Source organism: Polaromonas sp. LjRoot131, assembly GCF_964252805.1.
GTDB lineage: Bacteria > Pseudomonadota > Gammaproteobacteria > Burkholderiales > Burkholderiaceae_C > Polaromonas.
In genome coordinates, this window is record NZ_CAXUPF020000007.1 from 21,551 (window position 1) to 34,706 (window position 13,156).

Here is a 13,156-nt window from a genome sequence, read left to right on the forward strand (position 1 = left end):
ATGCAGTGCTGCTGCACCGCAGCAGGCCTCAGGCTGTACCTGATATCTTGGCGCGCACGCTGTCGCGGTAAGCCTTGGGCGTCTGGCCGAAGCGCTGGCGGAAACGCCGCGCAAAATAGGCCTCGTCGGCAAAACCCGAGGCGTGGGCGATGCTCGCGATGCGCTGGCTGCTGTGCGCCAGCTGCTCCTGCGCGAACTCGAGCCGCCGCTCGGTCACCAGGTCGGTGAAGGTCTTGCCGGTTTCCTTCTTTAAAAGGTGCGCGAGGTAGTTGGGCGAGAGGAAGGCCGCCGCCGCCGCGTCGGCCAGCGTGACTTCGCCGGCCAGGTGCTCGCGGATGTAGCGCACCGCCCGCTGCAGGCTGGCGCGCCGGCTGCCCTGCTGGGCCTGGCCGGCCGAAAAGCGCAGCAAATCGGCCTCGTACTTGCGGCAGACCAAGCCTATCAGTTGCAGCATCAGGCCACGGATCATCTCGATGGAACCAAAGCGGCGGTGCGCGTTTTCAAAGGCGAGCTTTTCGAGCAGCACCTCGATCTCCGGGAACTCGTCTTCTGAAAAATAGAAGTCGGCGTATTCCTGGAACAAAAACGGCGCCAGTTCGGGCGCGCGGCTCAAGGGCACGTCTTCCAGGTCCAGCGGGTCCACGTCCAGCCCCGGGCGCAGGAACTGCTGCGACATATTGATGATGACGTAGCGCGAACCCTCGGGATGCGGGATCACGTGCACACGGTAGGGCAGGATAAAACTCAGGTAACCGCGCCGGAAAGGCCGCACCGTGCCGGCCACGTTCTGTTCGGTGTCGCCCTGCAGGCTGATCTGGATCTGGAAATACTCGTGCCGGTGCGGGCGCACCAGCGGCGGCCGCACCAGTTGGGACCGGATGTCGAAGTCCAGGTGGTCGGCCCGCTCGGACATGCCGTAGGTCTTGATGTCTGTCATGGGCCGTATTCTCGGGCCAGCCCTTCCCATCGTTGCTCTTTTCCCTCATCTTAAATTTCTGTCTTGACAGAAATTACAGATAGCATATAGTCGGAGCCATGGAACTCAGCCCCGTCGCCCGCAAATTTGTCGTCCACTGGGGAGAAATGGGCACCGCCTGGGGGGTGAACCGCACCGTCTCCCAAATCCATGCCCTGCTCTTCTTCCATGGCCGCCCGCTGCATGCGGAAGACATCGCCGACACGCTGGCCGTGGCGCGCTCCAATGTCAGCACCAGCCTCAAAGAGCTGCTGAACTGGAACCTGATACGCGCCACCCACGTGCTGGGCGACAGGCGCGACTATTACGAAACCTCGCTTGACGTCTGGGAACTGTTCCGCACCGTGGTGCGTGAGCGCAAAGAGCGCGAATACGACCCGACGGTGCGCATGCTGCGCGAACTCGTGAAAGACCAGGGCTTTGAGGCCGAGCCCGCCGACGCGCAGGACCGCGTGCGCGAAACCCTGAGGCTGATGGAATCGCTGGGCCTGTGGGCCGACGAGATGCTGCGCCTGTCGCCCAACACCCTCGAAAAAGTGCTGCGCATGGGCGCCAGCGTGCAGAAATTCGTGCGCGGCGACAGCGATGCCAAACCCATGGACCCTTCGGAGTTGCTGCCGCCCACCTTCTGAAAGGCCGGTGGCTTTTTTTTGGATATTGATTTCTGTTTGTAATGAAATTTCTAAAGGAGAGAAACATGCCTGCAATTCACGACACCAGCCGCCTGGGCCATACGGGGAATACGGGCACGCCCGGCAACACCCGCTATGACAGTTTCAAGGCCACCATGGACCCGGCCATCTACCCGCTGACCCTGTATTACGAATCGGCCTGCCCGCTGTGCAATGCCGAGATGAGCAACCTGATGCTGCGCAACACCAAAGGCCACCTGCGTTTTGCCGACGTCTCGGCGCCGGATTTTGCCGACCTGCCCGCGGGCGCCACGATGCAGGACCTGCTGGCGCTGATCCATGCGCGCACGGCCGACGGCCGGGTGCTCAAAGGCGTAGAAGTGTTCCGGCTGGCCTACGAGGCCGTCGGCCTGGGATGGGTCAGCGGCGCCATGCGTTTGCCATTGTTGCGCCCGCTGGCCGAATGGGGCTACCCGGTGCTGGCACGCAATCGCCACCGCATCCCGCGCGGCCTGGTGCGGCTGATGTTTGAAGGCGCCGTGCGCCGCGCCGCCGAACGCTCGGCCGCCGCGCGTTGCGATGCCGCCAGCTGCCCACGCTAAGCCATCACGTCAAGCACATCACGTTCAACAAGGAAAGGAACACTGTCATGAATGCCAACCTCGATGCCAACCTGTTTTTTGTCTCGCTGCTGATCGCGCTGGCCGGGCCCATCATCGCCATCAGCTACCTCAAGCCCATACTCCACAAGGTGTTGCGCATGCTGTGCGACGCGGACGGCGGCGCGGAGTTCTGGATACGCTGCGCCTACCTGCTGGCGGTCTCGGGCACCCTGCTGCTGATGCTGAGCTTCGGCGAATTCAGCGACCGCAGCAGCCTGGTCGACGCGGTGCGCCGCTCACTGGGGCTGGTGATGGCGGGCGTATTCCTCACCGTGGCCATCATCTCCCGCAACGTCTGGACGCAGGTACGCCAATGGGTCGCCGCACGGGAACTGGCCGCCCACGTGCAGAGTGCCCGACCCGCCGCGCCGGCTGCGCCGCCTGTCGTCGTCGCCGCCGGCACACCCTGAAGGCGAGCGCACACAAGAACTCAAAGCCATCACACGGGGAGGCCATGCCATGTCTTCGACCAGCAGGGAAAACCGCAACACCGCCGGCGCCAGGCCCCGTCCCACGCAGGTCCGCTGGGACGACCTTGTAGCACTGCGCCCGCGCCAGGTCGCGCTGAACCTGGGCCTTTCCGCCCCCTGGCTGGCCGGCTCGCTGTGGGCCGCGCAGCAAGACCTGTACTGGCTGGCGATGCCGCTGTCGGCGGCATTTTTCCTCACGGCGCTGCGCCAGGCCCATGACAGCTACCACGCCAGCATAGGCGTGCCGCGCCGCTGGCTGGACGCCGTGCTGTCGCTGCTGACCCTGGGCATGCTGTGTTCAACCCACGCCATACGCCACACCCACCTGGCGCACCACCGCAATCCGCTGGGCGAGGGCGACGAGGAAGGCGGCTGGGCACGGCAACCCGCCTGGCGCGCCCTGCTGCTGGGCCCCTTGTTCAGCCTGCGCACCCACGCGCAGGCGCTGCGCGATGGCAGCCGGCGCACGCGGCGCTGGGTGTGGGCGGAGCTGCTGCTGATCGCCATCGTCTGGCTGGCCGCCGTGGTGGCCGAGCAAGCCTGGCTGCGCTACCACGTGGTGGCGATGCTGGGCTCGAATGCCCTGGTCGGATTTTTTGCGGTGTGGAGCGTGCACCACGGCTGCGATGCGGACGGCGTGTTTGCCCGGACCGAAAGGCGCGCCTGGGTCAACCGGCTGACCGTGAACCTGCTCTACCACGTCGAACACCACCTCTACCCCGCCGTGCCGGCCAATCACCTGCCCGCACTTGCACGCCGGTTGGACGCCGTCGCGCCGCAATGGACAGTGGTGCGTGTGCTGGGGTCGACGACAGCTAGCGCGCCGGAACGGCAGGCCCAGCGTGCTGCATGACCACCGCACGCACGCCATCAACGACCTTCGCCATGCGCCGGTAATCCAGCCTGTCCGCCGTGTCCTGCGGCGTGTGATAAGCCTTGTTCCTGTAAAAAGCCGTGTCGGTGACCATCATTCCGACATAGCCCTCATTCCAGTAATTAAGGTGGTCCGAGAAATCGACCCCCACCACAAAACCCGGCGCATTGATGGAGTACACCGGCAGGTCGGAAGCCGATTTCATCGCGGCCTTCACCTGGCGCGCGACGTCGCCGTCCTGGTAGAAGCCCACCAGAGAGATGAAGTTCCCGGTGGTCGGGTAGATGGCATTGAGAAGCCGCACGGGATGGTCCTGGCTTCCCGGCTCGTCACTGAAGTAACCGATGCACTCGAGCGACAACATGAGGGTCGCGCGCTTGCCGGTCTCAGCCAGAGAGCGGGCATGGATGGCGCTGCCCATATAAGGTGTGCGGAAAAACGGAGGCTCTTCATTCGTGTAGACCACCAGTTCCACCCGCTGGCGGAAAGTTTGTCCCTTGAGCAGCCGCGCCAATTCAACGAGGCCCGCCACGCCGCTGGCGTTATCGTCCGCACCGGGCTGCTCGCCCGCCACGTCGTAGTGGGCGCCCACCACCATCACCTCGGGTGTATCGGGGCCCAGCTTCACGACCAGGTTGCGGTAGGGCCTGCCCTCAGCCGTGAAGCGCTGGCTCTCGACCTTGAGGCCCAGCGCGACCAACTGTGACTCCAGATAGACGGCAGCGCCATTCAGGCGTGGGGCGTTGTCAAAAGTGCGGTCCGGGAAATCGGTGGAGAGCTTATGGACCAACTGCTTCAGCCTCACGGCGGATGCGGTTTGCGTTGCCGGGGCCGCCGTTTCGCCGGCCGACACAAAGGGCTGGGTCAGGCGGTACCAGGCATATCCCGCCGCGGCACCCGCCACCAGCAAGGTCAGCACGACGCCGGCGACGAGGATTTTCCAGCCTCTCCTCACCCGCGAACCCACCGCAGGGGGACTGGAGAGCGGCTTAATGGGCCTTGTCCCAGTTGGGGCCAATGCCAATCTCGGCCAGCAGCGGCACTTTCAGGTCCGCCACGCCGGCCATCAGGCGCGGGATCTCGGTGCGCACCCATTCGACTTCCGCCTCGGGCACCTCGAACACCAGTTCGTCGTGCACCTGCATGATCATCTTGGTGGCGCGTTTCTCTTCATCGAGTACCTGCTGCACCTTGTTCATGCTGAGCTTGATCAGGTCGGCCGCCGTGCCCTGCATGGGCGCGTTGATGGCCTGCCGTTCCGCGGCCTTTTTGCGCGGGCCGTTGCCGCCATTGATTTCCGACAGGTAGAGGCGCCGGCCGAAGACGGTTTCGACGTAATGGTGTTGCTGGGCGAACACCACGGTCTGGTCCATGTAGTTCTTGACGCCGGGATAGCGCTGGAAATATTTGTCGATATAGGCCGCAGCGGCCTTGGTTTCTATGCCCAGGTTGCGCGCCAGGCCAAAGCTGCTCATGCCGTAGATCAGGCCGAAGTTGATGACCTTGGCGTAGCGGCGCTGTTCATTACTGACCTGCTCCAGCGCCACGCCGAACACTTCGGCGGCCGTCGCGCGGTGCACGTCCAGGCCGTTGGTGAATGCGCTCAGCAGTGCCTCATCGCCGCTGATGTGGGCCATGATGCGCAGCTCGATCTGTGAATAGTCGGCGCTGGCGATCACGCTGCCGGCGGGCGCTATGAAAGCCTCGCGCACACGCCGGCCTTCCACCGTGCGTATCGGAATGTTCTGCAGGTTGGGGTCGTTGCTCGAAAGCCGCCCAGTCACCGCGACGGCCTGCGCGTAGTGGGTGTGCACGCGGCCCGTGCGGGGCAGCGCCAGTTGCGCGAGCTTGTCGGTGTAGGTGCCCTTGAGTTTGCTGAGCGAGCGGTGCTCAAGCAGCTTGGCGGGCAGCGGATAGTCTTCGGCCAGCTTTTCGAGCACTTCTTCATCGGTGCTGCGCGCGCCGCTGGGGGTTTTCTTGATGACCGGCATGCCGAGCTTGTCGAAAAAGATCTCACCCAGCTGCTTGGGGCTGCCCAGGTTGAAAGGCTGGCCGGCGATCTCGTAGGCCTCGGCTTCCAGCTGGATGATGCGCTGGCCCAGCTCATGGCTTTGCGCGGCCAGGGTGGGCGCGTCGATCATGACGCCGTTGCGCTCGATGCGGTACAGCGTCTCGCTGCTCTGCATTTCCAGCTCATAGATAAACCGCAGCTTCTCATTGGCCTGGATCTGCGGCCACAACACGCGGTGCACGTCCAGCGTCTGGTCGGAGTCTTCGCAGGAATACTCGGCGGCTTTGGCGATGTCGACCTGGTTGAACTTGATCTGGTGCGCGCCCTTGCCGCACAGGTCTTCGTAGTTGATGCCGCTGCGGCCCACATGCCGCTCGGCCAGGCTGGCCAGGCCGTGCGGCTTGGTCACTTCCAGCACATAGCTTTGCAGCATGGTGTCGTGCGCATAACCCTGCACTTCGACGCCGTGGTTGGCGAACACATGGCGGTCGTATTTGACGTGCTGGCCCAGCTTGGGCTTGGCCGGGTTTTCCAGCCAGGGTTTGAGGCGCGCCAGCACTTCGTCGCGCGGCAATTGCGCGGGCGCGTCGGGGTAGTCGTGCGTGAGCGGAATGTAGGCTGCCTCGCCGGGCTTGACGCTGAAGCTCAGGCCGACGATTTCGGCCAGCATTTCGTCGAGCGAGGTGGTTTCGGTGTCCAGCGCGACGAGTTCGGCCGCTTCGATCCTGGCCAGCCAGCGGTCGAAGGCTTCCCAGGTCAGCACCGTGTCGTAGTTCAGGTTGCTGGCGCGCTGGGCCGGCGGGGCCTCGGGTGTGGCCGGCTCATCAAACAAGCCCGGCGAGTCCGACGAAGCCGCAGCTTTGCCGGCCTTGGGGTGCCGTCCTTCGGGCCCGGCGGGCAACTCGGCGGGCATGCTTTCGGTGTCGATCTGCCGGACCAGACCCTTGAAGCCGTATTTTTCATAAAAAGCCTTCAGGGCTTCCGTCTGCTGCCCGCCTATGGCGATGTCGTCCAGGGCCGGCAGGCCGGCGATGTACGCGTCCAGCTCGCAGTCCTTCTTGATGGTCAGCAGCTCACGGCCCTTGGGCAGCCAGTCCAGCGACTGGCGCAGGTTTTCGCCGACCACGCCCTTGATCTCGCCGGCGCGGGCCACCAGCGCGTCCAGAGAGCCGTATTCGAGCAGCCACTTCACAGCAGTCTTCGGGCCGACCTTGGGCACGCCGGGCACATTGTCGACCGCGTCACCCACCAGCGCCTGGTAGTCCACCATCAAACGGGGCGGTACGCCGAACTCCGCCTCGACACCGGCCATGTCGCGGCGGCGGTCGTTCATGGTGTCGATGACGGTGATGTTTTCGTCGACCAGTTGGCTCAAGTCCTTGTCGCCGCTGGAGATGACAACTTCAATGCCCTGGGTGGACGCCAGGCAGGCCAGCGTGCCGATCACGTCGTCGGCCTCCACGCCGGGCACGTCCAGCACCTTCCAGCCCAGGAGGCGCACCACTTCGTGGATGGGCTCGACCTGGCTGCGCAGGTCGTCGGGCATGGGCGAGCGCTGGGCTTTGTACTCGGGGTAAAGGGCGTCGCGGAAGGTCGGCCCCTTGGCGTCGAACACGCAGGCGGCGAAATCGGCGCGCACGTCCTTGCGCAGCTTCTGCATCATGTTGACCATGCCGCGTATGGCCCCCGTGGCCGGGCTGGTCGGGTCGCCCGGGTTGGCGCGCAAGTCGGGCATGGCATGGAAGGCGCGATACAGGTAGCTGGAGCCGTCCACCAGCAGCAGCGTTTTTTTGTCGGTACTCATGGGGCCTGATTGTCGGGGATATCGGCCCACCCCTGCCGAGCCGGTGCAAGCGGCCGGCACCGGCCCGGGCAAGGGCGTTTCGCCTACACGGCCAGCGCCCTAATTACGACAGGCGGGGCTTTGTCGCCCGCCTTCCGCAGGCCTACAATGCAGGCATGAACCACGCTCTCCGCCTCCTTATCGCTGCCGCCGCAGCGCTGCCGCTGGCCGCGGCCATGGCCCAGGCACCCGCGCAAAACGCGGCGCCGCCCGCGAGGATGGAGGCGCCCGCGCCGGCCACGGCGGGCCGGCCCGACCAGGCCATCCAGCGCATACGCACCGAGGATGCCGGCACCCGCATCGACGAGCTGCGCGTGGGCGGCGAAACCCAGCAGATCATCGTGCAGCCCAAAACCGGCGGCGCGGCCTATGAGGTCAAGCCGGCCGAAGGCGCGCGCGGCACCGCACCGGGCTCGACCAGCAACGACACCAACGGCTCGCGCGTGTGGAACGTGCTGAAGTTCTGATTTCCGCTCCTCTTCCAGACACGATTCACAATTCCAAGAATTCCAGGGCTCAGTTTCAGGCATGGCCGTATATACCGAAGTCTCGTTTGACGAGGCTGCAGCGTTCTTGAACGCCCTGAACCTGGGGCAGCTGCAGAACATCAAGGGTGCCGCGGGCGGCATCGAAAACACCAACTACTTTGTGGACACCGACCAGGGCCAGTACGTGCTGACCCTGTTTGAGCGCCTGAGCTTTGAGCAACTGCCGTTCTACCTGCACCTGATGCAGCACCTGGCGGCGCACGGCATCCCGGTGCCCGACCCTGCGGGTGATCCCAAAGGCAACATCCTGCACGAGCTCAAGGGCAAACCCGCTTCGGTTGTTACCAAGTTGCGCGGCCACAGCGAACTCGCGCCCAGCGCCGCGCATTGCGCCGGCGTGGGCGAGGCGCTGGCGCGCATGCACCTGGCGGGCCTGGACTACCCCCGGCGCCAGCCCAACCTGCGCGGCCTGGACTGGTGGAATGAGACGGTGCCGGTGGTGCTGCCTCACCTCACGCCCGAACAAAGCAGCCTGATCCTGGGCGAGCTGGCCTACCAGAACCATGTGGCCGCCTCCTCCGCCTGCCGCAGCCTGCCGCGCGGCGTGGTGCATGCCGACCTGTTCCGCGACAACGTGATGTTCGAGGACGGCAAGCTCACCGGTTTTTTCGACTTTTACTTCGCCGGCTGCGACAGCTTTCTGTTCGACCTCGCGGTCTGCCTCAACGACTGGTGCATAGACCTGGCCACCGGCGCCAAAGACGAGGAACGCTCCGCGGCCTTCGTCGCGGCCTACCAGGCGGTGCGCCCGCTGACCGCGCAGGAACGCCAGTTGCTGCCGGCCATGCAGCGTGCCGGCGCCCTGCGCTTCTGGCTGTCGCGGCTGTGGGATTTGCACCTGCCGCGCGAAGCCGCCGTGCTCAAGGCGCACGACCCCACCCATTTCGAGCGTGTGCTGCGCGAGCGGCTTGCGCAGCCTTACGTTCTTTAGGCCTGCCGGGCCCGGCAGGGCCGGATTTCCAGCCCCGCCGCAGCGCCCGCCGGTTTAAGGCACACTGCCCTTGCAATCCCTGCCGGTTCCAGCGCCGGCCACCCATTCCCCGAAGTCCCGAAGACCATGAAACTCAACATCGTTCCCGCGAGCACCGGCATCACCTGGGTCAAGCTGGGCGTTAAAACCTTTTTGCAGCAGCCGCTGGCCATGTCGGGCCTGTTCTTCCTTTATATGGCGGTGGGGACGCTGCTGTCGCTGTTGCCGGTGCTGGGGCTGATCCTGGCGTTCATGATCGTGCCGGCCGCCACGCTGGGCCTGATGGCCGCCACGCAGGAAGCGGTCAAAGGCAAATTCCCCATGCCCACGGTGCTGCTAAGCGCCTTTCGCGCGGGCCGCCAGAGAATGCGCGCCATGCTGGTCCTGGGCGGACTGTATGCGGCGGCCTGCCTGCTGATCGTGATGGTCGTGCCCTTCCTGGTGGATGCGCCACCGGTGCCGCCTGTTGCGCCCGCAACGGCCGAAGCCGGCCGCGACGCCATGCTGGCGCCGCAATTCCAGCTGACCATGCTGGTCACCATGCTGCTGTACCTGCCCGTCTCGCTGCTGTTCTGGCATGCGCCGGCGCTGGTCCACTGGCATGGTGTTTCGCCGGTCAAGAGCCTGTTTTTCAGTTTTGTCGCCTGCATACGCAACGCCGGCGCCTTCCTGATGTACGGCCTGGGCTGGTTCGGCGTGTTCCTGGGCATGGGCATCGTGCTCAGCATCATCACCGGCCTGACAGGCAGTGCCACCCTCATGGCCGCGGCCATGATGCCGCTGGCCCTGCTCATGGCAGCCATGTTTTCCACCTCGATTTACTTCACGTTTCGTGATAGCTTCGTGGCCACGCCACCCGACGATTCGACGGGGAGCGCTGAGGACGCCGATAACACCGACGAAAAACCCTGACGACCCCACCGTTATCCCAGGAGATTCTTCATGACCCAGCACCAGTTGCAAGGCCGTAGCGAAAAAGAGATTTTGTGGTTCCAGAGGCGTGACACGCTCAAGGCCGCCGCGGCCTGGGTCGCCATGGGCGGGCTGCCCGCCGCCATGGCCCAGCAGCGCAGCAACATCGTCGAACTCCGGGGCGACGCCCTGCTCAACGGCAACCGGCTGCAAAACGGCCAGACCATCATGACCGGGGACCAGATACAGACCGGGCCGGGCTCCAACCTGATGTTCGTCATCGGCAACTCGGCCTTCCAGGTGCGCGAGAACTCGGTGATGACGGTGGAGCGCGGCAGCACGCTCAACACCGTGAGCCTGCTGCGCATGATCACGGGTGCCGTGGTCAGCGTCTGGGGCAAGGGCAGCAACCGCTCCATCATCATGCCCACCCTGACGGCCGGCATACGCGGCACGGGCGTTTACGCCGAGGTCTTCGCCGACCAGGGGAATCGCAGCTACTTCTGCAACTGCTATGGCACGGTCGACATGGAGTCGAACGGCCAGAAAGTCGTCTCGCAGTCCAGTTACCACCAGGCCTTCTGGGGTGAAGTGGCTCCCCGGGACGGCCGCCAGCTGACCCCCGCCAATGCGATCAACCACAGCGACGAGGAACTGGAATTCCTGGCCGGCCTGGTCAACCAGCAGACGGCCTGGCAGATCACCGGGAAAAAGGGCGTCAAGGACGGCCGGGGCTATATGGATCCGCAGCCGGGCCAGATGCACCCGGCGCAGATGCCGATGCTCCCAGCAACCCGGTAAACGCTAGACCACGGTCAATTTAGCCACGCTCAGCGCCAGCCATTTCACGCCGTGCCGCGTGAAATTGATCTGCGCGCGGGCATCGTCGCCGCTGCCTTCGAGCATCATCACCTTGCCCTCCCCGAACTTGGCGTGAAACACCTCCATGCCGGTCTTGAGGCCGTGCGAAGGCGCGCTCTTCTGCGGCGGCACCGGGGGGTTGGCAAAACGCTCTGAGGCGCCGGCCTTGGACGAAAACACGCTGCTGGCCCAGTCCTTGCGCCCGCCGCCCGCATTGCCGCTTCCACCCCAGGCACCCGAGCCCATGCCCGAGGCAAAACCCTGGTTCTTGGGCGTGATCCACTTGAGCGCGGCTTCCGGCAACTCGTCAAAAAATCGGCTCTTGAGGTTGTAGCGCGTCTGCCCGTGCAGCATGCGGGTCTGCGAATGGCTGAGGTAAAGCCGCTTGCGCGCGCGCGTGATGGCGACGTACATCAGGCGGCGCTCCTCCTCGAGCCCATCGCGGTCGCTCATGGAGTTCTCGTGCGGGAAGATGCCGTCTTCCAGGCCGGTGATGAAAACGCAGTCGAACTCCAGCCCTTTGGAAGAATGCACGGTCATGAGCTGCACCGCGTCCTGGCCGGCTTGCGCCTGGTTGTCGCCGGATTCAAGTGCCGCATGCGTCAGGAAGGCCGCCAGCGGCGACAGCGTTTCGCCGGTTTCGGTGTCGGGCGCCAGGGCCTCGGGCAGGGGCTCGTTGAGCTGTGGCGCGGACGCGTCCAGCCCCTGGCTGGCCGGCGACTGCGTGAGCCGGGCGCCCAGTTCGTCGACCGGCAACGCCACCGCATCGCGGCCGAAGCCTTCCTGGCTGACAAAGGACTCGGCGGCGTTGACCAGTTCGGCCAGATTCTCCAGCCGGTCCTGGCCTTCCTTTTCGGTCTTGTAGTGTTCCTCGAGGCCGCTGTGCTGCAGCACCAACTCGATGATCTCGCGCAGCGTCAGGCCTGTGGTCTGTTCGCGCAGCACGTCGATCTTGGCCGCGAAGGCGCTCAGGTTGGCGCCGGCCTTGCCCGGCACGGCGCTCACGCCGTCGTAGAGCGAGCAGCCCGCGGCGCGCGCGGTGTCCTGCAGTTGCTCGATGCTGCGCGCGCCTATGCCGCGCGGCGGGAAGTTGACGACGCGCATGAAGCTGGTGTCGTCGTGCGGGTTCTCCAGCAGGCGCAGGTAAGCCAGCGCATGCTTGATTTCGGCGCGCTCGAAAAAGCGCAAGCCGCCGTAGACGCGGTAGGGCACGCCGGCGTTAAAAAGCGCCGTTTCCATCACCCGGCTTTGCGCATTGCTGCGGTAGAGCAGCGCGATCTCCTTGCGCTCCACGCCGTCGCGCACCAGCTGCTTGACCTCGTCGACAAACCACTGCGCTTCGGCAAAGTCGGTGGCGGATTCATACACCCGCACCGGCTCGCCGGGGCCGGCCTCGGTGCGCAGGTTTTTGCCCAGGCGCTTGCTGTTGTGGCTGATCAGTTCGTTGGCCGAATCGAGGATGTTGCCGAAGCTGCGGTAGTTGCGCTCCAGCTTGATCTGGTGCTGCACCTCGAATTCGCGCACGAAATCGGCCATATTGCCCACACGCGCACCGCGAAAGGCGTAAATGCTCTGGTCGTCGTCACCCACGGCGATCACCGAGCCGCCGGGCATGGCGTTGGCGCCCTGGATTGCGTCCGGGCCCTGCCCCGCCAGCATCTTGATCCAGGCGTATTGCAATTTGTTGGTGTCCTGGAACTCGTCGATCAGGATGTGGCGGAAACGCCGCTGGTAATGTTCGCGCACCGGCGCGTTGTCGCGCAGCAGCTCGTAGCTGCGCAGCATGAGCTCGCCGAAATCGACCACGCCTTCGCGCTGGCACTGCTCTTCATAGAGGGCGTAGATTTCGACTTTCTTGCGCCCTTCCTCGTCGCGCACCTGGACGTCCTTGGCGCGCAGGCCGTCTTCCTTGTTTCCGGCAATGAACCACATCAGCTGTTTGGGCGGAAAACGCTCGTCGTCGACGTTGTGCTGCTTGCACAGGCGCTTGATGGCCGAGAGCTGGTCCTGCGTGTCCAGTATCTGGAAGCTCTGCGGCAGGTTGGCCAGCTTGTAGTGGGCGCGCAAAAAGCGGTTGCACAGGCCGTGGAAGGTGCCTATCCACATGCCGCGCACGTTCACCGGCAGCATGGCCGACAGGCGCGCCAGCATTTCCTTGGCGGCCTTGTTGGTAAAGGTCACGGCCAGGATACCGCCCGGCGAGACCTGGCCGGTCTGCAGCAGCCAGGCGATGCGCGTCGTCAACACGCGGGTCTTGCCGGAGCCGGCCCCCGCGAGAATCAGCGCGTGCGTGGGGGGCAAAGTCACCGCGGCCAGTTGCTCCGGGTTAAGATTTTGTAAGAGTGGGGATGTTGGCGCGACTTCTGAGAACATCCCTCATTGTAGAAAGCCCCGATG

The 13,156-nt window shown here is 64.9% G+C and carries 12 protein-coding genes; 8 read left to right on the plus strand and 4 right to left on the minus strand.

Annotation, left to right across the window (positions count from 1 at the left end; translation table 11 throughout):
• Positions 1–28 precede the first annotated feature (28 nt).
• Complete coding sequence (locus ACSQ27_RS23000; RefSeq protein WP_436157821.1) at positions 29–937, minus strand: AraC family transcriptional regulator; 909 nt, start codon at positions 935–937, stop codon at positions 29–31.
• Positions 938–1,035: 98 nt separating this feature from the next.
• On the opposite strand from ACSQ27_RS23000, the gene ACSQ27_RS23005 reads away from it, so the two are divergent.
• The 4 genes from ACSQ27_RS23005 (at position 1,036) to ACSQ27_RS23020 (ending at position 3,593) form a co-directional block, all read left to right on the plus strand.
• On the plus strand, positions 1,036–1,608 hold the full coding sequence (locus ACSQ27_RS23005; RefSeq protein WP_007865774.1) for a GbsR/MarR family transcriptional regulator: 573 nt from the start codon (positions 1,036–1,038) through the stop codon (positions 1,606–1,608).
• Between the two features lie 65 nt (positions 1,609–1,673).
• On the plus strand, positions 1,674–2,210 hold the full coding sequence (locus tag ACSQ27_RS23010) for a thiol-disulfide oxidoreductase DCC family protein (RefSeq protein ID WP_436157822.1): 537 nt from the start codon (positions 1,674–1,676) through the stop codon (positions 2,208–2,210).
• 47 nt (positions 2,211–2,257) lie between these two features.
• Complete coding sequence (locus tag ACSQ27_RS23015; RefSeq protein ID WP_436157823.1) at positions 2,258–2,680, plus strand: hypothetical protein; 423 nt, start codon at positions 2,258–2,260, stop codon at positions 2,678–2,680.
• Positions 2,681–2,729: 49 nt separating this feature from the next.
• Positions 2,730–3,593: a fatty acid desaturase family protein gene (locus tag ACSQ27_RS23020; protein ID WP_436157824.1), complete on the plus strand. Its 864-nt coding sequence runs from the start codon at positions 2,730–2,732 to the stop codon at positions 3,591–3,593.
• Here ACSQ27_RS23020 and ACSQ27_RS23025 read toward each other — a convergent pair.
• Both ACSQ27_RS23025 and polA read right to left on the minus strand, forming a co-directional pair.
• On the minus strand, positions 3,556–4,569 hold the full coding sequence (locus ACSQ27_RS23025) for a M28 family peptidase (protein ID WP_436157825.1): 1,014 nt from the start codon (positions 4,567–4,569) through the stop codon (positions 3,556–3,558). The genes ACSQ27_RS23020 and ACSQ27_RS23025 overlap by 38 nt on opposite strands.
• A 34-nt stretch (positions 4,570–4,603) precedes the next feature.
• Complete coding sequence (gene polA, locus ACSQ27_RS23030) at positions 4,604–7,429, minus strand: DNA polymerase I (RefSeq protein WP_436157826.1); 2,826 nt, start codon at positions 7,427–7,429, stop codon at positions 4,604–4,606.
• 155 nt (positions 7,430–7,584) lie between these two features.
• Between polA and ACSQ27_RS23035 the strand changes: the two genes are divergently transcribed.
• The 4 genes from ACSQ27_RS23035 (at position 7,585) to ACSQ27_RS23050 (ending at position 10,699) form a co-directional block, all read left to right on the plus strand.
• A complete protein-coding gene (locus tag ACSQ27_RS23035; RefSeq protein ID WP_436157827.1) occupies positions 7,585–7,935 on the plus strand; it encodes a hypothetical protein in 351 nt (116 codons plus the stop codon).
• Positions 7,936–7,996: 61 nt separating this feature from the next.
• Complete coding sequence (locus tag ACSQ27_RS23040; RefSeq protein WP_436157828.1) at positions 7,997–8,947, plus strand: homoserine kinase; 951 nt, start codon at positions 7,997–7,999, stop codon at positions 8,945–8,947.
• Between the two features lie 126 nt (positions 8,948–9,073).
• Positions 9,074–9,898 (plus strand): BPSS1780 family membrane protein, encoded by an 825-nt coding sequence (locus ACSQ27_RS23045; RefSeq protein WP_436157829.1) that lies wholly within the window; start codon positions 9,074–9,076, stop codon positions 9,896–9,898.
• A 30-nt stretch (positions 9,899–9,928) separates the two neighbouring features.
• Positions 9,929–10,699, plus strand: coding sequence for an iron dicitrate transport regulator FecR (locus ACSQ27_RS23050; protein WP_436157830.1), 771 nt, complete (start codon positions 9,929–9,931; stop codon positions 10,697–10,699).
• 3 nt (positions 10,700–10,702) lie between these two features.
• Here the strand turns inward: ACSQ27_RS23050 and ACSQ27_RS23055 are convergent, their stop codons facing one another.
• On the minus strand, positions 10,703–13,132 hold the full coding sequence (locus ACSQ27_RS23055) for a UvrD-helicase domain-containing protein (protein ID WP_436157831.1): 2,430 nt from the start codon (positions 13,130–13,132) through the stop codon (positions 10,703–10,705).
• Positions 13,133–13,156 lie beyond the last annotated feature (24 nt).

Excerpts from the sequence above, each read along its gene's own strand:
- ACSQ27_RS23010 (WP_436157822.1), top strand. The coding sequence starts at position 1,674 with ATGCCTGCAATTCACGACACCAGCCGCCTGGGCCATACGGGGAATACG.
- ACSQ27_RS23005 (WP_007865774.1), top strand. The coding sequence starts at position 1,036 with ATGGAACTCAGCCCCGTCGCCCGCAAATTTGTCGTCCACTGGGGAGAA.
- ACSQ27_RS23055 (WP_436157831.1), bottom strand. The coding sequence starts at position 13,132 with ATGTTCTCAGAAGTCGCGCCAACATCCCCACTCTTACAAAATCTTAAC.
- polA (WP_436157826.1), bottom strand. The coding sequence starts at position 7,429 with ATGAGTACCGACAAAAAAACGCTGCTGCTGGTGGACGGCTCCAGCTAC.
- ACSQ27_RS23015 (WP_436157823.1), top strand. The coding sequence starts at position 2,258 with ATGAATGCCAACCTCGATGCCAACCTGTTTTTTGTCTCGCTGCTGATC.
- ACSQ27_RS23020 (WP_436157824.1), top strand. The coding sequence starts at position 2,730 with ATGTCTTCGACCAGCAGGGAAAACCGCAACACCGCCGGCGCCAGGCCC.
- ACSQ27_RS23000 (WP_436157821.1), bottom strand. The coding sequence starts at position 937 with ATGACAGACATCAAGACCTACGGCATGTCCGAGCGGGCCGACCACCTG.
- ACSQ27_RS23035 (WP_436157827.1), top strand. The coding sequence starts at position 7,585 with ATGAACCACGCTCTCCGCCTCCTTATCGCTGCCGCCGCAGCGCTGCCG.
- ACSQ27_RS23040 (WP_436157828.1), top strand. The coding sequence starts at position 7,997 with ATGGCCGTATATACCGAAGTCTCGTTTGACGAGGCTGCAGCGTTCTTG.
- ACSQ27_RS23045 (WP_436157829.1), top strand. The coding sequence starts at position 9,074 with ATGAAACTCAACATCGTTCCCGCGAGCACCGGCATCACCTGGGTCAAG.
- ACSQ27_RS23050 (WP_436157830.1), top strand. The coding sequence starts at position 9,929 with ATGACCCAGCACCAGTTGCAAGGCCGTAGCGAAAAAGAGATTTTGTGG.